The organism is Sporofaciens musculi (assembly GCF_009830285.1).
GTDB lineage: Bacteria > Bacillota > Clostridia > Lachnospirales > Lachnospiraceae > Sporofaciens > Sporofaciens musculi.
The window spans coordinates 2,656,130-2,677,842 of the sequence record NZ_WUQX01000001.1; the positions used below are offsets into that span (position 1 = coordinate 2,656,130).

Here is a 21,713-nt window from a genome sequence, read left to right on the forward strand (position 1 = left end):
GAGGTATCTGATTATGAAAAAAATGATGAAATATCAATTAAAGGACCTGCTGCTTGGCTACTTTGTCTATGCTTTAATCATGATTCTGCTTACAGCCGTTGTGTCCGTTATTTCCATAAATTATAGCAACGTGAATGTAAGCGTAAACGGTAATGGCTTCTCAAGTGTAATCTTCTGTTTTGTGGTCACAATCTCCATATACAAAGAGCATTGCCAACTGGCGTTACAGAACAGTATTTCCAGAAAAGATTTCTTCCGAAGCACCATCTGCGTAATCACAATCATAAGCTTTATGTGCGCGCTGCTGGATGTGCTTCTTCGGGTAATCAGCCAGGTTTCCCTGTTTTCTGCCGGAACGAATAATTTTAGCCTCAGCAGCTTTGTGTTCCTGTTCTATCCGAAATTTCTTGAGAGGAGCAATGAAGCTTTTGTAATAGCTGTGGGGTTTTTCATGTCATTTTTTATCTGCCTTATGTTTGCCGTACTCGGACTTTTGATTGCCGGAATCTACTTAAGGCTGCCGAAAAAATTCCGGACCGTTTATTGTGTTGCGCTGCCGATAGCATTCTGCGGATTACTCCCTGGCATTTCAGCCATTGCATTCTTTTCTCCGGGGCCTGTACGCAGGTTTGCTGAATTTTTGCTGAAGATTATGAATACGCTGGATATTATGGGAACTGCCAGCGGAAGTCCCTTTCGCGGGATGCTGACGTTTACGGTTGTCTCGGTGATTATGACAGGAATCTGCTATCGTATTCTGAGGAAAACGGATATGGTTTAGAACACCTTTATATTATCACTGACAAAAAGGGGGTAGTGCATAAGCCTCTACCCCCGTACCTTCGTCCCGTTCCCGTCTCTTTTCCCCATCTTAAGCCGACCAAGGGACACCTCTCTTTCTCCAACCATGACCTTCACCTCAGCCCCTTCCTCAAGAAGATAAGCCTCCTTAACCTCGTCATCCTTCCTAAGCTTCATCCCTCGCACGCCTATGGCGCCCTTCTTCTTCTCAGCTACCTCCTCTGCGGAAAATTTCAGGAAATATCCGTCCTTTGTCCTAAGGACCACGCTCTGGTCCTCACAGATGACCCCAACGGTAACCACCATATCGTCCGCTTGAAGCTTCGTGGCCCCAATGGTCCGCTTGGCCACCTGAAATTCATTACCGTCAACCTTCTTGACCATCCCCTGCTTTGTTGCAAAGAACAGTCTGGCATAGCGCATCTGCTCAGAGTCACAGAGATATACAATCTCCTCCTGAGTGCTGTCATAGTTACTCACATTGTCAATAGGAATTCCCTTATCGCGGAACTTCCCATAGGGTAAATCCAGCACCTTAACCTGATGCATCTTCCCTGTATTGGTAAATACACAGAGCTTCCCTGTGTTCATACAAGAGATAATATACTTATTCTCAGCGTCCGCTGCCTCCTTGTTCCTTCCATAAGTATTACTGTCTACTGTCTTTGCATAACCAAACCGGTCCATCAGGAACACCACTTCCTGTTCCTCCACCTTCTTCTCCTCGTAGACCGCCTCCTGAGCGTTCTCCACCACGGTGCGCCGTTTGCGGGCAAATTCAGCCTTAAGCCTGTCCAAATCCTCGATAATGACCTGCGCCATAGAATCATAATTGTTCAGAATCTCCTCATAACGGGCAATCTTTGCAAGAGTCTCGTCATGCTCCTTCATAAGCGCCTCAATCTCCAGGCCAATCAGCTTATAAAGGCGCATCTCCAGAATTGCCGTTGCCTGCCTCTCTGTAAACCGAAGCATGGACGCCATCTTCTTGGAAATCTTGGTCTTAAACTTGATATTGTCAGTCACACCGCTTACCAGGCAAGCCTTAGCGTCCTTCACAGACTGGCTTCCCCTGAGAATCTCTATAATCAGGTCAATCACGTCGCATGCCTTGATTAACCCCTCCTGAATCTCCTTCTTATCCTTCTCCTTATTCAAAAGGTTCTGGTACTTTCTGGTGGCCATCTCAAACTGAAAATCCACATGATGCTCAATAATCTTCTTAAGCCCCATGGTTTCCGGTCTTCCGTTTGCAACTGCAAGCATATTTACCCCGAAGGTATCCTCAAGGCGGGTCTTTTTATAAAGCATGTTGGTCAGATTCTCAATATCCGCACCCCTCTTTAGCTCAATGACAATCCGGATTCCCTCCTTGGAGGACTGGTTGGAGATATCCACAATATCGCTGGTCTTTTTTGATTCCACTAAAGCGCAGACATCATTTAAAAACTTCCCAATCCCCGCGCCAATCATGGTATATGGAATCTCGGTGATCACAAGACGACTCTTGCCGCCCTTCATCTCCTCAACCTCCACCTTGCCCCGAATCTTTATCTTGCCTGCTCCATTTTCATAAATGTCCAGAAGGTCGTCCTTATTCACCACAATGCCGCCTGTGGGGAAATCTGGCCCTTTAATGTACCTCATCAACTGCTTGGTGCTGATGTCGTCATTCTTCATGTATGCCTTGACAGCGTCAATCACCTCGCCTAAGTTATGGGTGGGGATGCTGGTGGCCATACCTACCGCAATCCCCTCCGCACCGTTGACCAGGAGATTAGGAAGGCGTACCGGAAGCACCTCAGGCTCCTTCTCTGTCTCGTCGAAGTTCGGCACAAAGTCCACAATATCCTTGTCCAAATCTGCCAGATAAGCCTCCTGGGTAACCTTGGCAAGACGGGCCTCTGTATAACGCATGGCCGCCGCGCCGTCCCCTTCAATCGAGCCGAAATTCCCGTGGCCGTCAACCAGAATCATTCCCTTCTTGAATTCCTGGGCCATAACCACAAGAGCCTCATAAATCGAGCTGTCGCCGTGAGGGTGGTATTTACCCATGGTATCGCCCACGATACGGGCACATTTCCGGTAAGGCCTGTCATAGCGTATCCCCAGCTCGTGCATATCGTAGAGGGTCCGCCGCTGAACGGGCTTTAACCCGTCCCGTACATCTGGAAGGGCACGGGCAATGATAACGCTCATGGCATAATCTATATATGATTTCTTCATCACATCCGAATACTCGGTTCTGATAATCTGTGAATCCTGCATCTTATTCTCCTACCTTAAATATCTAACTCTGCCTCCGTGGCATTTTCATAGATAAATGTCCTTCTCGGCGGCACCTCTGTCCCCATGAGCATCTCCGTTACTGTGGACGCCATCCTGGCATCCTCAATCTCTACCAGCTTCAAAAGCCGCGTTTCAGGGTTTAGGGTCGTCTCCCACAACTGGTCTGCGTCCATCTCTCCCAACCCCTTGTACCGCTGAAGGGTAAAGGGCCCGTCATGGCTTCTTCGGTATCTCTCAAGCGCCTTATCGTCGTAGAGATATTCTTCCTCCCCCTTCTTGGGCATGGCCTTATAAAGAGGCGGCATGGCAATATAGACATGTCCCTCAAAGATTAACTCCGGCATAAACCGATAGAACAGGGTCAAAAGCAGAGTGGAGATATGGGCTCCGTCCACGTCCGCATCCGCCATGATAATAATCTTGTCATAACGAAGCTTACTGATGTCAAAATCATTGCCGAAGCCTTCCGAAAATCCACACCCGAACGCATTAATCATGGTTTTAATCTCTGCGTTGGCAAGGACTTTGTCAATACTGGCCTTCTCCACATTCAGAATCTTACCGCGGATTGGGAGGATTGCCTGGTACATCCTGTCCCTGGCTGTCTTGGCAGAGCCGCCGGCGGAATCTCCCTCCACAATAAAAATCTCACATTTCTTAGCGTCCCTGCTCTCGCAGTTGGCAAGCTTGCCGTTGCTGTCAAAGGAATACTTTTGCTTAGTGAGAAGGTTGGTCTTGGCCCTTTCCTCCGTCTTACGAATCTTCGCCGCCTTCTCCGCACAGCCAATCACCTTCTTAAGATTCTCAAGATTTCGGTCAAAATAGCGGATAATCTCATCACTTACCACCTTACTGCAGGCTTTGGACGCATCAGGGTTGTCCAGCTTCGTCTTAGTCTGCCCCTCAAACCTTGGGTCTGGATGCTTAATCGAGACGATGGCTGTCATTCCGTTGCGGACATCTGCGCCTGTAAAATTCGTATCCTTCTCCTTCAGGATTCCAAGTTCTCTTGCATACTGGTTGATGACAGTGGTAAACGTAGTCTTAAATCCAGTCAGATGAGTCCCGCCCTCTGCATTGTAGATATTGTTGCAGAAGCCCAGCACATTTTCATGGAACTCATTTACATACTGAAATGCAGCCTCCACCTCGATACCTTCCGCCTCTCCTTTGAAATACACAGGATCATGAACTGTCTCCTTCTTAGAATTTAAGTCCTTGATAAACCCTAAAATTCCGTCCGGCTCATGGTACACAATATGCTCTGTCTCACTCCCCCGCTTATCGTCAAATACAATCGTAAGGGTGGGGTTTAAATACGCCGTCTCATGCATCCGGCTTTTAACCTCATCCGAACGGAATTTCGTCTTCTCAAATATAGTATCATCCGGCAGGAAATTCACCTTCGTGCCGGTTTTTCTCGTCTTCCCAAGCTTCGGCAGCAGCCCGTCCTCAAGCTCAATGACCGGCTTTCCTCTCTCATAGCGGTCATGATGGATATAACCCTCGCGGCTGATCTCCACATCCATATAGACAGACAGAGCGTTTACCACAGAAGAACCTACACCGTGGAGTCCCCCGCTGGTCTTATAAGCGGTATCGTCAAACTTGCCCCCTGCATGGAGTGTGGTATAGACCACCCGCGCCGCAGACACGCCCGCTGCGTGCATCCCCACCGGCACGCCCCTCCCGTTATCGGTAACCGTAGCCGAACCGTCTTTTTCCAATATCACATGTATCTCTGTACAGAAGCCAGCCAGATGCTCATCCACAGCATTATCCACAATCTCATAAATCAGATGGTTCAACCCCTTCGTTGACACACTTCCGATATACATTCCCGGCCTTTTCCGTACTGCTTCAAGCCCTTCCAGTATGGCAATACTATCTGCATCATATGTATTCTTTGCCATATCATCAGATCCTTTCTTCGTAAATATTTCCACACCTTCCACATCTTAGCACAAAATGTAGCATTGTTCAAATACATTTTATTTTGTAAGCACAGTATCTAGTACGTCTGCCAGATATGTTACTGCATTTCGCATCTCATCCACCGTATTGGTCTGGGCTCCTGCCTCAATCAGAAGGGTCTTCGGTTTAAAATGCATATTATAGCGGTAGCCTTTTAGATAAATGTGTCTGGTAAAGCCAGGATACTTCGCGATTGCCGCAAGCTGCATCTGGAGGGAAAATGCCAGATTGTCCTGGATATACGGGTTAGCCAGATAACCGATATTGCCGTTGGCCTTGGTCCGGCTCATTCCGTTAAAAAACATGATTTGCGCCGTTTGTTTTCCGTTTATCTCTGTCACCAGATGGGTCTGCTCGCCCACACCGTCCCTGTGAAGGTCTATGACCACCTCGATACTGGGATTCTCGTCGAGAATCTTCTGTATCTCCGGCTCTGCCAAGTCGTAAGCCATACTCCTATCAAGCTTTCCGTTCACCATGTCATACACACCTTTGTGATGAATGGTTTCAATCCCGTATGTATCATTGAGAAGCTCTGTCAAAAGATTCCCCATCCCCACAATCGTTGTGCTCTCGTCTCCTGGAACGGAATCTGCGAACGCCTCCTGGGAGTGGGTATGGTAAATAAGCACCTTAGGGCCTTTCTTCGTCTGGTCAATCTTCATATTCTTTTCCAGAAGTACCTTGGCATTCAAAAGTTCTGGATCTGCCATGGTGCTGGAGTCAACGGTATAAAATGTACCTAATAGATACTCGTAATTCATCATTTTCTCCATAGATGTATCAATCTGCGGCGCAGATGTCTGAACTACCTGGGGCTCCTGCCCGTCCTTCTTCACCAGTTTTCCGTTTTCATCCACCATGTTCTCGTCATTCGCCTGATTGGCAAGAATCATCTGGTATGTCTCCTGATCCTCCACATCCGTATGTGCCAAGAATTTCCCCTCTATGTATGTGCCAAGGGGAATCATCTCCATAGCAGTTTCTGTAATCCAGTCTGCAAACGAACCGTCGTTTCCATTTTCCACATAGACGAAGCCTGTCAGAAATGTTTTCTTGGCATGCTCCATCAACAGCCTGTTTATTTTTGTCTGGTCCGTCTGTTCTGGTTTTGACGGCGGGGAAATATTCATGCAGGTATAGACTGCCAGGATTCCCAGTATGACAACAATCAATATTTGGCTGAGCTGCTTTCTTCGTTCCACATTATCACTCCATCTGCATATTAATTTCACCTTTACACAAACAGTAAGGGACTCCCCTTCCTTCGGGGCGTCCCGAACTGTCGTCCGCACAGGATATCAATTCCTTTACACTATATGACACCCATTTCCTGATTATGTGCATGTCCTCTTGAAAAAAGCATATTCAAAGCCTCCGAGATTGTATAGCTAATCCGCTTTACCGTCTCGTCAATGTCCTTGGGCGTCACGAACAGGCCATTCAAATGGGGAGAAATCAACTCCTTTACCAGTTCATATTTTTCTGCCGCATTATAGCCCTGCATCACAACGCCCACCCCTCGCAGAGTTTCCGAGCTCTCCAGAGCCAGAATCAGATTTTCCATGGTGTCATTGACAATGGTTGCCGCGTCCACCACCGTGGGCACGCCGATTGCCAGAACCGGTATTCCTACTGTATCCTTGGTTATGGCGTTTCTGTGGTTTCCAACACCGGAGCCTGGATTGATTCCTGTGTCTGTAATCTGAATGGTTCGGTTCAGACGTTTGGAGCTTCTTGCAGCCAGAGCATCTATTGCAATTATCATATCCGGCTTCGTCTCGCGGACGATTCCCTTAATGATTTCAACAGTCTCCATACCTGTCTGGGCCATGACTCCTGGAACGATGGCGCTCACCAGTCGGACATCCTCCTCGCCCATGGCATATTTGCCGTATTCCTTCACAATATGACGAGTAATGTTTAAGTTGTCCACCACATAAGGACCCAATGCATCTGGCGTTACCTTGCGGTTGCCAAGCCCCACCACAAGGATGGAGAAGTCCTCCTTATCCTTCTTAATAAAGCGGGCAAGGAACTTGGCTAGCTCCTTAGAAATCTCGTCGTGATAATCCTCGTCGGGAACCGCCATGTTCGGCGCCTCCATGGTGATGTAGGTGCCTACCGGCTTTCGCATCACCTTCGCACCGTTCTCCGTCTCAATCTTAACGGTCGTCACCTTAATCTCCCGTTCCTCGTCATAGTCTTCCTTCAGGGAAACGCCCTGAACCTCCACATTGTCCGATTCAAACCGCTCCTTATCCTCAAGAGCAAGGTCCGTTCTGATGCTATACTTTTCAATCATCCCTTACATCCTCACTTTATTCTTAATCTATTACTGGTTTATTGCTAGTTTTTACAATATTTTGAGAAATATGTATTGACAGAAACCATTCCTTGTCCTAAAATAAACTCGTATGTTTCGTTAGAACGTCCGTGTCCGGCTCTAACGAAGTCAGTCATCGATACGAATGAATCGAAATATAAGATATTGGAGGTGGACAAATTGGCTAATATCAAATCTGCAAAGAAGAGAATCTTAGTGAACGAAACAAAAGCTGCAAGAAACAAAGCAATCAAATCTAAGGTAAAGACTTGCGTGAAGAAGGTTGAGGCTGCTGTTGCGAACAAGGATGCACAGGCTGCAGCCGAGGCGCTTAAGGTTGCGACTGTTGAGATTAAGAAAGCAGGAAGCAAGGGCGTTTATCACAAGAATACCTGTTCAAGAAAGATTTCCCGTCTGGCAAAGGCCGTGAACGGAATTGCTTAAGAGCAGTTGCTTGAGAATGATAGATGTAGAGAATAAAAACAGCCATACCGTCAGTGGCTGTTTTTTTGTTATATTGGATCTGGCAAGGAGCCTTTAGACTTCCTTGTTTGAAACTGTAGGGAAGCTTTCTAAATCACCAGAACATTCACTAATTCCTGGAAGCGTTCCGTCTGATTGCGGATATCTTCCTCTGAGACTCCATAGTACAGATATACGTCTTTATAGATTGCCTTAAGCTTCTTCATTTCTTCTTTCTTTCCGCTGTAGGAACAGGAAATCAGCCCCCATCTTCTCTCCATTGAGAATTCAATCGTCCCTGTTTTGGTACTTACTCTATAAATATGAAAATCCAATGGGAACTCCTTGTCCGAAATTGCCTGTGCCGCTTTACTTCTAGCTTCTGTCTGCCTAAGAAGCTCTTGAATGGAAGCCTTGTTCCTTCCTTTCAAATCCAAAACCACAGCAAGTTCTCCCAATAATTCCGGCTGATAACGCAAAATCAGAGACTCTTTTACACATTTATATTCTTCCTGATAGGAAACACTATCTTTCGGCTTCTCAACTGCTCCATATTTTTTCTTTAGATACAGCACTACTTCTTCAAAAGTATGGGCACCCGCACGAATGGAAGCAGCCGCCTTCTTCTTTTTTCTTAAGTAACTCCTCCTCCGGATTTTTTCTATTAAACTTTTCTTTTTTGATTTTCCTGCGATAAAAATGCTTGTTGGCCCGTCGGCGCCTCCAATAACGGAGATCGCAGACGCATTTTTTCTTTTTTTAAAAACTCTTGCCATATATTACCTCTTACTTCTGTACTCTTAGCTGTAGGTTTGTCCCCATCTATTTTAGACGTCCAGAATCGTTTGTCCGCTGTGAAGCAGCCGCAACTGGTCTCCTATAATCTCTTTCATAATATCAAAAGCAGCCTTTCCTGTACAATGGCCTGTATAAAAGATTGTATCCATCTTAGACAGGCAATGGGCAATCTGCCTGATGTTCTCAACTTCTTCTTGGGAATACGGTTCATCCTGCATCATATGAAAGCCGCTGATTACCATGTCTGGCTCTGAATGAAAAATCTCCGTATACCGGTCCAAAATGTTCAGAATTCCGCTGTGCGCACATCCGGACAGCAGGATTCTCTGAGTCCCCTGGGTAATCACAAGAAATTGCTCATGGCAGAATATATCCTGAATATATTCTCCTGATTCCTTCTTTTTAAGGACAAGATTCCCCTTTGCGGGATATCGCCTGGAAGGTACGTCTGTGAATAAGAATAATTCGTCGTCAATCTCTAAGTCTCCGCAGACCTGGATACATTGCTTTTGTTTGAGGATGGATTTATCAATACCTATGTATTTTGCGCCGTCTGGTTTCAGATGATAGTAATCTTCCTGGCAGGAATCCTTCATGTAGATGAGTGCATCTGGGTTAATTCTCAAAAATGCTGGTATTCCTCCTCCATGGTCATAATGACCGTGGCTTAGTATCATGGTATCAACTTTTGTTAAATCGATGCCAAGTGTCTTGGCATTCCAAAGGAATAAATCTGTTGCGCCGCTGTCTACAAGAAGTCTGTGGTTCTTTGTTTCGATATAGAAGCTTAACCCATGCTCGTATCCACAGTTTTGGATGCCAGGGGTGTTTTCTATTAAGTTGATGATTTTCATTCTCTATATTCTCCCTTCTATTCGTTGGTCTGTCTGTAATAAAAGGTTCCTGGTTGTAAAAAAATATGCCGTTCCCTATCCGACTGACTGCTGGACAGGTCGGGCTTTATGTGCCGGACAGATCTACCTTGCCGACAAAAGAACAATAGGTATCAATTTCCTGTCTGCAAAGCTTCCCCTTTATGTTTCCCGTCAAGGGATTCTAATTCGTAGATATATTCATTCGTTACGCGCTTAAATTTATTGAACTACCCGAAGATGGTTTTTTCACAAGCATATTACCAATTTTTATCAAATTAATTTCCATCAGAGTCATATAATTCCACCATACATTTTTATATAAGCCCTTTCGCCGTCCAATAGCTCATTCCTTCTTGACCTTATAATTTGAAATCCTGTTCATACAAAAGCATAGCTTTATATTATATATCGTTATTCCGCCCCGAAAAGCTTATAATTCGCAATGTACAGTCCCTATATCTCTCTATTATCCAGCTTGCAAACATATGCTTTCCCTGTTTGTTATTTGTAAAAAATGGAAGAATGGAACGTGTTTCATCATGGGCATTGTGGGAATGTGTATAAGTGGCTGTCTTATGGAGCTGTGTGTAACTCTGTTTGCAGGATGTAGGAAAGCTGTACTTTTACTTTTCCATGTTCTGTAAGCAGAGTTATCTATATTTTCTTAATTTTATCATGAAATTTTTGAGAATAAGCTATTAATTTTTTTATACCACACTAAAATATAAAAGAGCACTCTTAGATGAAGTCTGTTTTTACTTACATATTCATCTACACAGACAACCGTATAATTAAGTTGTTTTCTCAACTATTCTGACATACGTGCATGCCTTTTCTCGATATTCAATAGATTGTTGCGTTTATTAATGGATAAACACATGTGGTGTTAGTATATAAGTGTGGACAGGAAAAGTTGAACAACCTATACTATCAAGTGAAAAAGCAAAGGAGATGTTTTACATGGCGAAAAACCAGAAATCTTACACTCCGGAATTCAAGCAGCAGATCGTGGATCTGTATAATGCCGGAGGAACCTCGTATCCGCAACTGGAGCGTGAATATGGCGTAAATCGAAGCACACTCAGCAACTGGGTAAAACAGCTCTCCCCCATCAAAGTATCCCGGGAGGAGACGGTCACCCTTAAGGAGTATAAGGCTCTCCAGAAAGAAATCCAACGCCTTAAGATTGAGAATGAAATATTAAAAAAGCGACCGCCATATTCGCGAAAGAACAATAGCCGAGATTGTTTCCTTTATCCAGAACAACTTAACCCGCTACTGTGTATCTCAGCTTTGCAGCGCTCTGAAATTCCCAAGGAGTACCTATTACAAGGCTCTGGTTTGTGTACCCTCAAATAAGCAGAAGGCATATGCGGAATTCGGCAGGAAAGTGAAACAGGCATATGATGACTCAAAACAAAGGTATGGGGCTGTCAAAATATGCCGTGTGCTGAATGATAATGGTACACCTTGCAGCGTCAAGAGGGTGCAGAGGCATATGGCAGAGCAGGGACTGCGCTCTATCGTAGTAAAGAAGTACAATCATCATGCCAACCATGGCAGCATCCCGGAGGATAAGAAAAATATCCTGAGGCGTGATTTTGGGACGGAGACCATCAACCAGAAATGGTGTACGGATATCACTTACATCCATGTACAGAAAGAAGGATGGACCTATCTGGCTTCTGTCATGGATCTGTGCAGCCGAAAGATTATAGGGTATGCCTATGGCACATCTATGACGGCGGAACTGGCGGTTAAAGCGGTAGAAAACGCATGCCTGAATGTCAGGGATACCGAGGGGATCATCCTTCATAGTGATCTTGGAAGTCAGTATACGAGCCAGGCATTTGAAGACTGCCTGGGCAGTAAAGGAATCCTGCATTCATTTAGTCGTAAGGGAAATCCATACGATAATGCCTGTATGGAATCTTTCCATTCCGTACTGAAAAAGGAAGAAATCTATCTTCATACTTACCAGGATTTAAGGGAAGCTCGCAGAGCAATCTTTAAATACATAGAGGGCTGGTATAACCGTAAACGGATCCATAGCTCTATCGGTTATCTGACACCACAGCAAAAGGAGGATGAGGAACTCAAAAAAGCAGCATAATCTTTCAACTTTTTTTGTCTAAAGTATTGACATAGATCCAATGTATGTCATCCACCTTCCACTACCATATGTAATTTCACTACTCTCAAACGGTATGACGGTTTCACTACCTTACGAAATTTCACTACTCTCAAACATACCGTTATCTTTGCCATGAGGGGGATACGTTTCACTACCTTACGAAATTTCACTACTCTCAAACCACTTGACGGGGGCGGTTGCTCTCGCCTCTGTTTCACTACCTTACGAAATTTCACTACTCTCAAACGCACCAGCGGCAATTCCATCTAGCTTCTTTGTTTCACTACCATACGAAATTACACTACTCTCAAACATATGTTTGCCCTTGATATCTCATAGATTTGTTTCACTACCATACGAAATTACACTACTCTCAAACTTAGTACACAATCCTTAACTCTAAACGGACGTTTCACTACCATACGAAATTACACTACTCTCAAACATACGCTCTCTCTTTTCTTATACGCAAATAGTTTCACTACCATACGAAATTACACTACTCTCAAACAAGAACGCTCTTTTGAACGAGATTCGCAGGGTTTCACTACCATACGAAATTACACTACTCTCAAACCATTCTTTCATAATAATTGCTCCTCGTATAATAAGTTTGTAAGCAAGAAAAACTGCTTACAGACTTATTCTTTTTGATTAGACAGAAGGATAATTCTAAACATCCTTTCCGAAGATTCTTCTTCAATCACGCTGGTTCATCCATTCTCTGTCTATTGGTTAATAAGTTACTTTATAGTCATGGTCCCAGATGTTACAATAAGTTCCATAAGAATTGTAGCTATGGTCATTGCTTCATCGCTCCTGCAAAGCGTTTGCTATTGCCAAGAAAGCATGCAACCCTAATACTGCGCTAAGACTTATTACACAAATGCTGCATCCTGGTATCTAGCCACCAGCAGGGTATTTCTTCCAGGTAATGCTCATAACGCGAGGTTTAGGCCGGCGTAGTGGTCTGGGATAACCCATGATTACTCTTCTTCACTTTTATTGAAAGGTGGTGATGATCCGTGAAAGAACATATTGATTACCTCTCAACACTGTTTGTTGGGATTGATATTGCATCCCGTGTTCATGTTATCTCTGCACTTGATTTCAACGAGGAATTCTACATCAGGATGAAATCTGTAGAAAACACTCAGGAAGGTGCAGCTTTTATTGAACAGATGATTTCTGATGTATTAAAACACAACCATCAGTTCAAATACGTTATGATCGGTATGGAAGCTACTGGTTTCTATGGTGTCCATCTGGCGAATTATCTTTCTGCCAGTGACCTGCTTGCTCCATTCTCTGTCAGAGTTTACTGTCTCAATCCGAAAGAAGTTAAGAACTACAAAAAGTCCTTTAACGATATCGGAAAAAATGATGGCATTGACTCTTATGTGATTGCCGATTTTGCCCGTGTGGGACGTATTGCAATCAAACCCTGGCGTGGCTCCCAATACCTTGCCTTACAGCGTCTTACCAGACACCGTATGCACATCACTGAATGTATCGCAAGAGAAAAGACTTACATGCTTAACAACATTTATCTCAAGTTCAGTGAATACGCATTACTCCGTGATGGGCAGCATCCATTCGCAAACAAATATGGTGCTACAGCCGAAGCCATTCTTACCGAGTACACAACGAATGAAGATATCGCAAAATCATCCGTAGAAGACCTCGTTGCTTTTATTAACTCCAAGAGCAAAGGCCGTATTGCTGATCCGGAAGAAACAGCAAAAATCTTACAGGCTGCAGCCCGCAACTCATACCGGCTTGATAAATGCCTCTATGAGCCGCTTACTATCTCAATCGCTTCTTCCTTTAACTGTATCAGTTCCTTTGAAAGAGAACTCAAAGCGATTGATAAAGCAGTCCTTCAAACAGTTCAGGGACTAAACCCTGACGAGTACACTGTACTGAATTCCATTCCTGGGATTGGTAAAGTTTATTCAGCCGGTATCTTGGCCGAAATGGGTTCCATTAAGGCTTTTCCTAATGCCAATGCCCTCGCAAAATACTGTGGTATCGTTTGGAACGATAATGACTCTGGCGATTTCGTAGCCGAAGACAAACACATGAGCAAAGCTGGCAACAGATATCTGCGCTACTACATCATAGAAGCTGCCGGAAGTGTTATAAGACACTGTCCTGAATACAAAGCTTTCTATGACAAAAATATGCTGAGACAAGAAACCATCAGCATAAACGAGCACTCGCGTTGACTTCCCGTAAATTTATACGTCTGCTCTTTGGTCTGCTGGACAAGGGCCAACTCTACTCTCCGGAAAAGAGTAGGTAATCCATACTGCATATCGAACTTACGTTCTTAATAGACCGTAGGTCTATTAAGGTTACCCTTTTCCAAGAAAATCTTTTTCATTTTCCTCTTGACATATTACCAAATTGCTTTCTTTGTTTCACTACCATACGAAATTACACTACTCTCAAACCTTGCGCTGGTTGTCCTACATATTGCATGGTTTCACTACCATACGAAATTACACTACTCTCAAACGAATGGTTGCAGGGGGCTGACGGGATGTCGGTTTCACTACCATACGAAATTACACTACTCTCAAACAACGTCGGCGGCCTTGTGCAGCTCCCCCTTGTTTCACTACCATACGAAATTACACTACTCTCAAACCATAGACGACCTTCATTATCAATATCGCATGTTTCACTACCATACGAAATTACACTACTCTCAAACCTTTTCATCTACCTTTGCTTTGATTGCCCTGTTTCACTACCATACGAAATTACACTACTCTCAAACCTTTTCATCTACCTTTGCTTTGATTGCCCTGTTTCACTACCATACGAAATTACACTACTCTCAAACCATTCTCTTCTATTACCGGTAAATTTGCAAGTTTCACTACCATACGAAATTACACTACTCTCAAACGATTAGGAGGCGAGCCGAATAATGGACGTTGTTTCACTACCATACGAAATTACACTACTCTCAAACTCGAAAGACCAATCATCAAACTGCCCTCTAGTTTCACTACCATACGAAATTACACTACTCTCAAACTCATCGAAACCCTAATGCAGCACTGTGGAGGTTTCACTACCATACGAAATTACACTACTCTCAAACTATGTCTAGCGAGTTATTAGTAGATCCTGGGTTTCACTACCATACGAAATTACACTACTCTCAAACAATGGTGTAACCATTCATAATAGATGATGCGTTTCACTACCATACGAAATTACACTACTCTCAAACCTGAACAGCTTCCAACTAAAAACAATGTCCGTTTCACTACCATACGAAATTACACTACTCTCAAACTGAAAGATATTGTGATGATATAGGAGGTAAGTTTCACTACCATACGAAATTACACTACTCTCAAACACGTTCTCCAACTCTCATTGTTTATATATCGTTTCACTACCATACGAAATTACACTACTCTCAAACTAAAAGAATTGCAGGAATGATTCTCCAAGAGTTTCACTACCATACGAAATTACACTACTCTCAAACCCACTTTCATACTCAAAGACAGGCCAACAAGTTTCACTACCATACGAAATTACACTACTCTCAAACTAAAAGAATTGCAGGAATGATTCTCCAAGAGTTTCACTACCATACGAAATTACACTACTCTCAAACCCACTTTCATACTCAAAGACAGGCCAACAAGTTTCACTACCATACGAAATTACACTACTCTCAAACAATATCCCTGACGGATGGTGAAGGAAATATGTTTCACTACCATACGAAATTACACTACTCTCAAACCTCAAACCTCAAAACAAAAAAATTGTCGGGCGAGTAGAAAATGCCACTACAACATCGTAACTTCGTATTATCTTATATCATTACACATCCAAATGAATTTCACAAGAGTCTTTATCAATAATTATAGTTTCAGAATACTTTTTTACCATATCCGGCTGTCTATTCTCCACCAAAAGTACGCAAATCTTTTGATAATGCACATATTCATAAAATTTTTCAACCTCATACTCTGTCAAATAAGAAAGTAAATGTACAAACACAAAACATTTAACATCCAGCAATTCACATGACACTTTCATATAGTCTAAAATTTTCTCAACCAATGACTCATGCATATCATCAAACCGAATTTCAGCAAGCTTTAACAAACTCTGGATATCCATTTTATCAGAATATACTAATCCCCACTCCATACCCTGAACAATATTAATCACATAACTCTCCAAATCAGATATAATCCTATTTCCCTCAACCAATAATTCCGTTGACAATATCTCCTTCTTCAACAGCTCACCCAATTTGCTTAATAACTTTCGTTCATTTAAAGATATTGCCAACGGATTAACGATACAAGCTAATTTATCCTTCTTTTTTAGAACCTCATCATTCTCTGATAATACAAATCCTGATTCTTCTTCACAATCACTTGCAGTCAATTCGCTTACCAGTCTTAAAAAAATTCTTGGCTGTTCTATTACCAACAGACTTCTCGTATTTTCTTTAAAATGAAAAACAAAATGAAAATCTTTATGGACTAACTTCATAATATCACCAATCTTTTGTCGCTCTGCAGGACCTCGGACTTGTACTCCCCAGTTATCATTTCCATTTTTGAAAACTGCTTCTCAGTCAATGTTAAAACCTGTACAAGCCCTTCTGGCGGCCTATTCCTGCGTATTCCCTGCGCAACTGCTTCTGAAACAGTCGAGTTCAACGTCAGTTTACAATAGACCGATTCCTGCAGCATAATAAACCCACTTTTTATCAAATATTTCCGAAACTTTACATACTCCCTTCGATTCCCCGCCGTAATTGTTGGCAAATCAAAAAATACCATAATCCTCATATATCTATAGCTCATTTCTATAAAACCTGATTAATGATATATCCTGTTCATTCATAGCGTCAAATACACTTTTACAGTAAATCTTAATAGCATAATTCAAATAATTTCTTTTCCCATCAATAACCACCTCACGATTCAAAACATTAACCATTCTCATCTTTTCATCATGCTCAAATTTTTCAGGCTTCATCAAGTAAACTTCTTCATCCACCAGAATCCGGAACGGTTCCATAAGGTCTGACCCAAAGTTAAATTGATTAAACATATTGTCATGAAAAAGCCCCAGTTGCGTAATATATCCATTTGCCGTAATCTCTCTATTGCAGGCAGATAACAGCAGGCTATATCCGTAATTCAGCGCCGCATTAAAAGGATTATCCGCTGTTCTGGTAAATTTCATCCCAAATAATACATTAAAATACACCTTCGCAGCATGTCCTTCCCTATTCGTTACATCTCCAAGCTCAATTTCATCCAAATATTCTTCTAAAAGCTGAAATTCCTCCCTTCCCAGATGCTTCAAAAACTCCATCTGCTTCCTAATTTTTTCTGTCACAATTTCTGTCCAAACCATAGACTTCATTTCCGTTGTCCATTCCATCTGTTTTTTTACCTTAGCGCTTGTATCATGACTTCCATAATAAGAAATCAACTCAGAGGAGGGATTCCTTTTCTCATCACAAAAGATTACTTTAATTTTTCTTTTGGTCAATTCATTCATCAGCGCGGCAGTCAATGATACTGCCGTAGACTCAATCATAAGAACCGATATCTCACTTAGATGGATACGGGTAATCTCTTGCTGCCGCACTACCAGATAGTCCAGTTTATAATCTAACTTTGCACTTCTTGATATAACTATAATTCTCCAACTCATATACGCAACAGGTCTATTACCCGTTCTTTGATTCCTGTCACAGACTGACTAACCAACTTTACAGAAAGACAATTACTAATTTTTTTCCCAACCATTATTTCTCCAGTATGTGAAGGTAACCCAATTAGTTTTAAATCAGCGCTTAATGGTTTACACTGAAACAAATGCAACACTTCTCCTAACACTATACACTGTTCAGCCAAACTTAACTCCATAAACCTATTTCTTGCTTTTACAAGATTATCCTTCGGATTTGCCGGACGATGCTGATATATTGTATGACTCAATTTATCAATAAACAAATCATACAATTCTATATTCTCTTCATCATTGATACCTGAGAAAGCACGCACCTCCAAATAAGTTCTTTTATCTCTCCTCTGCGCATTTTCTTCCAGATATTTTGTCACTTTTTTCAAATATACAGCCATTTCTTTATCCAGACACAACTGAACCGCACCTTGAAGAATTAACTGTTTTCCGGTACTTCCTTTCAAATGCATCGGAAATCCATTAACTATTAATCGGGTATTCTTCTTAATACATGGCAGAAGCACCCGCGGTTTCTTCAAACCATAGAACTCCTCACAATATTGAAGCAATGTCTCCGGATTACTCTCAAATTCTTTCCATCTGTACAACGGAACAGCTTCAATCGTTCTGATTTCCTTCCCCTTCTTATCTTCCGATGCAACCAACATAAAATGTGAAGGAGTTACAGATGTATACCCTCCATATTTCAAGGTATCCATTCCCTTTTTAATCGGCACTAAACCTTTTGCCTTCTTTAGATCCTCCGGCGCTGCAACAAGCATTTGATGAAATAGGCCGCCTTTATTACAGAAAGCGTATCTGGTAAATAGAATATCGTTTCTTAACAATGTATCAGCAACAACTTTGATACTTCCATCTTTCCCCCGTCTCCATATCACCCTTCCATTTTTATACAAATCAAAATTAAACATTTGATTTAAGCTGTACTCTGTACTACGATTTTCTTTTAACCAACGCAGAGGATTACTCGTAAATTTTTCAAAATAGACATTCCCCACTACAATATTTTGGTAGGCGTCTTTAGCGTGGTGATAATCATTCAAATCACGCACCTTCACATAATCCAATGTCTTATATTTATTCTGATCCGCCCGAAAACTTGAAACTGCTTCTGCCTTAACATAAACAATCTCCGCTTCCCCATACACTCGTTTCAAGAATGTGGCTACTGCCTTGGAGGACTGACGGGTTTCTACCAACTGCCGGTTAATAAAGCCTGCCAATTCTTCATCACTCAAAGGAGAAGTCCTGGTTAATCTCTCATATTTCTTTTCTGAAATCAGCTTCTTCTCCTTCAAATATTTCCATGTAGCGCCCATCCTCTGTTGGATTTCAGGTGAGAGCAGCCCATCGCTCTTTTTCGCATTTACTGTCCTGTCCACAAGCACCAGATTATCAAGACTATCATCTTTGGTTTTTGACTGGGGATAGATGTGATCCCGATCCCATATGGTGGCATTATTCAACTGTGACAAATCAATCTTTCTTCCGGTGTACATACATTGCCCCATCTGCGTATAATACAGATAAAGTTTAATCGCCTTAAAATCTCCATCAGAATATTTTTGCAGTTCTTCCTGCCATTGACGCGCTTCATCTTTAATCGCTGCATACGCCTCTATTAACTTGTCCTTTCTGGAGGTTGTACGCTTCTTTTCCTCATTACTCCTGGCCATCTCAACAAATATCTTCTCTGGCTGGCCTCCCATAATCTCTCGTATCTCTTCTACTATCTGAACCGTCTGCCATACAGCCCTTTTGACTGAGGGAGAAATAACCATATCCTTTACAAGACTATCGTATGTAATCTCATCTACATGATAACTTCCATTTTCCTCCTCAATCATTTCCATAAATGTAAACTGCTGGCTTAAAAGCTGCATTAAATTATTCTGTGTATTCCGAAGCCCTTGCATGATGGTCATACACTCGCCAGTCTCACGGTCAGCGCCTTCAAGCTCACTCAAAAACCGCCTCGATAATCTCCCCCATCCTTGGAATTTCAATCTTACCAGAGCCTCTATCTGTTTTTCACTCAGTTCTCTCTCATAATGACGCTTTATCACCCTGCGCAGCATCTTCTGGTCTTCTCCATATAAAGTAATCCACAGGATAATATCTTCCGCCATCTGTTGAACGCTATATTTTTCTAAGTCTTCTCCAAATACTTTTTCCTTCAATACAATATATGAAGACATAGAGGCTTTAAAATTACCGTCAAATCCAGATAAGTCTTCCTTTTTCACATCATATCCATTCGCATTCAAGTAATTCATCAATTTTTTGCCAGTCACCTGTTTACGCCGCTTAAACAAATTGGATACAATATCCTGTTTTAATTCCACTGACAGCTTTTCTGAACGTATTTTTATGTTATTCAATTCATTTAACACCATGAATTCTGAGTAAAGCAGAGAATTCTTTGGTATAACATCTTCATGAAGCAGATAAGTACATTGATTTGTCATCCGACGGATAAATTCTTCAGCCGACCGATCGGTATCCACTTTATCATCAAAATTCCACGGATATATTCGTCCATCTTCTTTTCTGACCATCCAGCAATTCTCTCCGCCTGCAGTATTAAGAGGACCTACATAATATGGAATCCGGAACTCGAACAGCTTCATAATCTTCTCACTGACCGTTTTTCCACACTCATCATCCATATTTTTAAGGAACGGAAAATGTTCCTCTGCATTCTGTAATATTTTTTCTAATTCAATTTTATTTACCTGATAAGGTATTACCCCATTATCCTTACTCACTTGCAGAGGTAAAAACGTCCCGTTCTCAACCTCTACTAAAATCCCCCTCACCTCCGGATGCTCGGACGGCATTTTATTCAGTATCTTTTTCAACGCCTTATAGAAATCCTCTTGGCTGCACCGTTTTATCTGCTGCTTTTTTCCGTTCTTTTTTAAAGAACCCACATAGGCGCAATAGTTATCCTTTCCTGCTGATGAAAAAAAGATTTTATAATCCTCCGGACAGTATTCTCGGATTAATCGTCTTAATATGCGCAGATCATTTCCATGCTTTTGGTAAGAATTAACCTTTGCCACACTCAGATAAGAATTACCTTCATACTCGCCGCCTTCCAGGATTTCTGCCAGAATTGCCCAGCTATACACCCCATGGAAGATATCCAGAATGCCAGCCCGTTCCTGAATCTCATCCTCCAGTGCAAGACGCACTTCATCATAACTGCTCTCTGAAAAACTGACCTTATTGTGTTCAATCTCTGCCAGTTCATCCTCAGAGAATATGACACTTAAGTTAGCTTTCATGCCTGTAATCAATTTAAATAATTCTTTCAGTTGTTTATCTGCTTTTTCAACATGGCAGAGTTCCTCAAGCTCAGAACACTTTGCAGTTTTTCTACTATGCTTGTCCTTTAAAATCTCTGCAAATCTATCCTCCGAATCACATTCTAATTCCACCCCAAACTCATCTAAAAGACAGTCTGTAAACGTCTGAAATGTCATATGAAATGACGTTACATTGTTGATACTTCCACTAAACAAAAAATGTCCTCTATGCTTCATCAAATGGTGAATGGCAAGATATATCAGACGCAGATCAAACTTCTTTTTTTCTCTGATTAGCGCGCTTCTCAAATGATAGATAGTAGGAAATTCTTTATAATATTCCACATCTGTATTATATATATTTTCATACGAAACAGCTTCATCTACCAGAGGATGACTTGAAAACAGAGAATAAATCTGCTGCTCACTCTTATCCTCCTGCCAGAATGCACTGTCCGACATTCTCTGGAAAAAACCTGAATCTATCTTAGCTATTTCCTCTGCAAATAATTGCTGTAACAGCCGGATTCTCTGCTTTCTTCTCTGAATTCTTCTTCGATTTGTACGGAATGTCCGACGCTGCGCCGCAGTTTCCGCCGCATCAAACAGCCTCACTCCCCACATTGCTTTCCCTTTGCGTCTCAATATATGGTATTCTGAATCGGTTACTGCCCATCCGACAGAATCCGTACCTATATCAAGTCCCAAAAAATACCTCTTTTCTGTGTTCTCATCCATAAACTTCCTCCTTCTGTCTGTTAAATCAGTCTTTTTACATAGTAATTTCTATATTCACCTTACACTCAACCTTATACTTATCTATTTTACTACTTGACAAATTTCGGTTAATCATTTATAGTATAAATATCTCGAATGATTCACTACCATACGAGATTACACTACAAGTTCAAATAAAAATTTATTCAAATCCTTTTGCTGCATTGTGCAGAACCTTAAGATCTGGTGACAGG

At 42.1% G+C, this 21,713-nt stretch carries 15 protein-coding genes and 2 CRISPR repeat arrays; of the genes, 5 read left to right on the forward strand and 10 right to left on the reverse strand.

What is annotated here, in order from left to right; all coding sequences use genetic code 11:
• Positions 1-13: 13 nt before the first annotated feature.
• Positions 14-781 (forward strand): hypothetical protein, encoded by a 768-nt coding sequence (locus tag GN277_RS13345; RefSeq protein ID WP_159751484.1) that lies wholly within the window; start codon positions 14-16, stop codon positions 779-781.
• Positions 782-828: 47 nt separating this feature from the next.
• Here the strand turns inward: GN277_RS13345 and GN277_RS13350 are convergent, their stop codons facing one another.
• From GN277_RS13350 to gpr, 4 genes are all read right to left on the reverse strand, one after another.
• Complete coding sequence (locus tag GN277_RS13350; protein WP_159751485.1) at positions 829-3,069, reverse strand: DNA gyrase/topoisomerase IV subunit A; 2,241 nt, start codon at positions 3,067-3,069, stop codon at positions 829-831.
• Between the two features lie 14 nt (positions 3,070-3,083).
• Positions 3,084-5,003 (reverse strand): DNA gyrase/topoisomerase IV subunit B, encoded by a 1,920-nt coding sequence (locus tag GN277_RS13355; RefSeq protein WP_159751486.1) that lies wholly within the window; start codon positions 5,001-5,003, stop codon positions 3,084-3,086.
• 78 nt (positions 5,004-5,081) lie between these two features.
• On the reverse strand, positions 5,082-6,359 hold the full coding sequence (gene spoIIP / locus GN277_RS13360) for a stage II sporulation protein P (RefSeq protein WP_244324710.1): 1,278 nt from the start codon (positions 6,357-6,359) through the stop codon (positions 5,082-5,084).
• Positions 6,360-6,379: 20 nt separating this feature from the next.
• Positions 6,380-7,369: a GPR endopeptidase gene (gene gpr / locus GN277_RS13365; RefSeq protein ID WP_159751487.1), complete on the reverse strand. Its 990-nt coding sequence runs from the start codon at positions 7,367-7,369 to the stop codon at positions 6,380-6,382.
• A gap of 201 nt (positions 7,370-7,570) precedes the next feature.
• On the opposite strand from gpr, the gene rpsT reads away from it, so the two are divergent.
• On the forward strand, positions 7,571-7,834 hold the full coding sequence (gene rpsT / locus GN277_RS13370) for a 30S ribosomal protein S20 (RefSeq protein WP_159751488.1): 264 nt from the start codon (positions 7,571-7,573) through the stop codon (positions 7,832-7,834).
• Positions 7,835-7,962: 128 nt separating this feature from the next.
• Here rpsT and GN277_RS13375 read toward each other — a convergent pair whose 3' ends face one another.
• Positions 7,963-8,628, reverse strand: a complete 666-nt coding sequence (locus GN277_RS13375; RefSeq protein ID WP_159751489.1) for a hypothetical protein — start codon at positions 8,626-8,628, stop codon at positions 7,963-7,965.
• 51 nt (positions 8,629-8,679) lie between these two features.
• Positions 8,680-9,504: an MBL fold metallo-hydrolase gene (locus GN277_RS13380; protein ID WP_159751490.1), complete on the reverse strand. Its 825-nt coding sequence runs from the start codon at positions 9,502-9,504 to the stop codon at positions 8,680-8,682.
• Between the two features lie 981 nt (positions 9,505-10,485).
• Here GN277_RS13380 and GN277_RS30220 point away from each other — a divergent pair.
• The 3 genes from GN277_RS30220 to GN277_RS13390 all read left to right on the forward strand — a co-directional run bounded on the left by GN277_RS30220 (position 10,486) and on the right by GN277_RS13390 (position 13,887).
• Positions 10,486-10,884 (forward strand): transposase, encoded by a 399-nt coding sequence (locus GN277_RS30220; protein WP_244324711.1) that lies wholly within the window; start codon positions 10,486-10,488, stop codon positions 10,882-10,884.
• Positions 10,781-11,638, forward strand: a complete 858-nt coding sequence (locus tag GN277_RS13385; protein WP_244324962.1) for an IS3 family transposase — start codon at positions 10,781-10,783, stop codon at positions 11,636-11,638. Before GN277_RS30220 ends, GN277_RS13385 begins: the two co-directional genes overlap by 104 nt.
• Positions 11,639-11,693: 55 nt before the next feature.
• Positions 11,694-12,236: direct repeats of the CRISPR family, unit length 36 nt; unit sequence GTTTCACTACCATACGAAATTACACTACTCTCAAAC.
• A 448-nt stretch (positions 12,237-12,684) separates the two neighbouring features.
• Positions 12,685-13,887: an IS110 family RNA-guided transposase gene (locus GN277_RS13390; protein WP_244324712.1), complete on the forward strand. Its 1,203-nt coding sequence runs from the start codon at positions 12,685-12,687 to the stop codon at positions 13,885-13,887.
• Between the two features lie 192 nt (positions 13,888-14,079).
• Positions 14,080-15,434: direct repeats of the CRISPR family, unit length 36 nt; unit sequence GTTTCACTACCATACGAAATTACACTACTCTCAAAC.
• Positions 15,435-15,514: 80 nt separating this feature from the next.
• On the opposite strand, the gene csn2 is transcribed toward GN277_RS13390, so the two are convergent.
• From csn2 to cas9, 4 genes are read right to left on the reverse strand one after another with little or no spacing between them, the layout of a single operon-like run.
• Positions 15,515-16,198, reverse strand: a complete 684-nt coding sequence (gene csn2 / locus GN277_RS13395) for a type II-A CRISPR-associated protein Csn2 (protein WP_159751491.1) — start codon at positions 16,196-16,198, stop codon at positions 15,515-15,517.
• Complete coding sequence (gene cas2 / locus GN277_RS13400) at positions 16,195-16,515, reverse strand: CRISPR-associated endonuclease Cas2 (RefSeq protein ID WP_244324713.1); 321 nt, start codon at positions 16,513-16,515, stop codon at positions 16,195-16,197. The genes csn2 and cas2 overlap by 4 nt, the downstream gene beginning before the upstream one ends.
• The gene (gene cas1, locus GN277_RS13405; RefSeq protein WP_159751492.1) at positions 16,505-17,377 is read right to left on the reverse strand and encodes a type II CRISPR-associated endonuclease Cas1; all 873 of its coding nucleotides are present in this window, start codon (positions 17,375-17,377) and stop codon (positions 16,505-16,507) included. Before cas1 ends, cas2 begins: the two co-directional genes overlap by 11 nt.
• The gene (gene cas9 / locus GN277_RS13410; protein WP_159751493.1) at positions 17,374-21,480 is read right to left on the reverse strand and encodes a type II CRISPR RNA-guided endonuclease Cas9; all 4,107 of its coding nucleotides are present in this window, start codon (positions 21,478-21,480) and stop codon (positions 17,374-17,376) included. Before cas9 ends, cas1 begins: the two co-directional genes overlap by 4 nt.
• Positions 21,481-21,713 lie beyond the last annotated feature (233 nt).

Bases quoted from the DNA above. Each gene is read 5' to 3' on its own strand.
- GN277_RS13345 (WP_159751484.1), top strand. From the start codon at position 14: ATGAAAAAAATGATGAAATATCAATTAAAGGACCTGCTGCTTGGCTAC.
- GN277_RS13350 (WP_159751485.1), bottom strand. From the start codon at position 3,069: ATGCAGGATTCACAGATTATCAGAACCGAGTATTCGGATGTGATGAAG.
- GN277_RS13355 (WP_159751486.1), bottom strand. From the start codon at position 5,003: ATGGCAAAGAATACATATGATGCAGATAGTATTGCCATACTGGAAGGG.
- gpr (WP_159751487.1), bottom strand. From the start codon at position 7,369: ATGATTGAAAAGTATAGCATCAGAACGGACCTTGCTCTTGAGGATAAG.
- GN277_RS13375 (WP_159751489.1), bottom strand. From the start codon at position 8,628: ATGGCAAGAGTTTTTAAAAAAAGAAAAAATGCGTCTGCGATCTCCGTT.
- GN277_RS13380 (WP_159751490.1), bottom strand. From the start codon at position 9,504: ATGAAAATCATCAACTTAATAGAAAACACCCCTGGCATCCAAAACTGT.
- GN277_RS30220 (WP_244324711.1), top strand. From the start codon at position 10,486: ATGGCGAAAAACCAGAAATCTTACACTCCGGAATTCAAGCAGCAGATC.
- csn2 (WP_159751491.1), bottom strand. From the start codon at position 16,198: ATGAAGTTAGTCCATAAAGATTTTCATTTTGTTTTTCATTTTAAAGAA.
- cas2 (WP_244324713.1), bottom strand. From the start codon at position 16,515: ATGAGCTATAGATATATGAGGATTATGGTATTTTTTGATTTGCCAACA.
- cas1 (WP_159751492.1), bottom strand. From the start codon at position 17,377: ATGAGTTGGAGAATTATAGTTATATCAAGAAGTGCAAAGTTAGATTAT.
- cas9 (WP_159751493.1), bottom strand. From the start codon at position 21,480: ATGGATGAGAACACAGAAAAGAGGTATTTTTTGGGACTTGATATAGGT.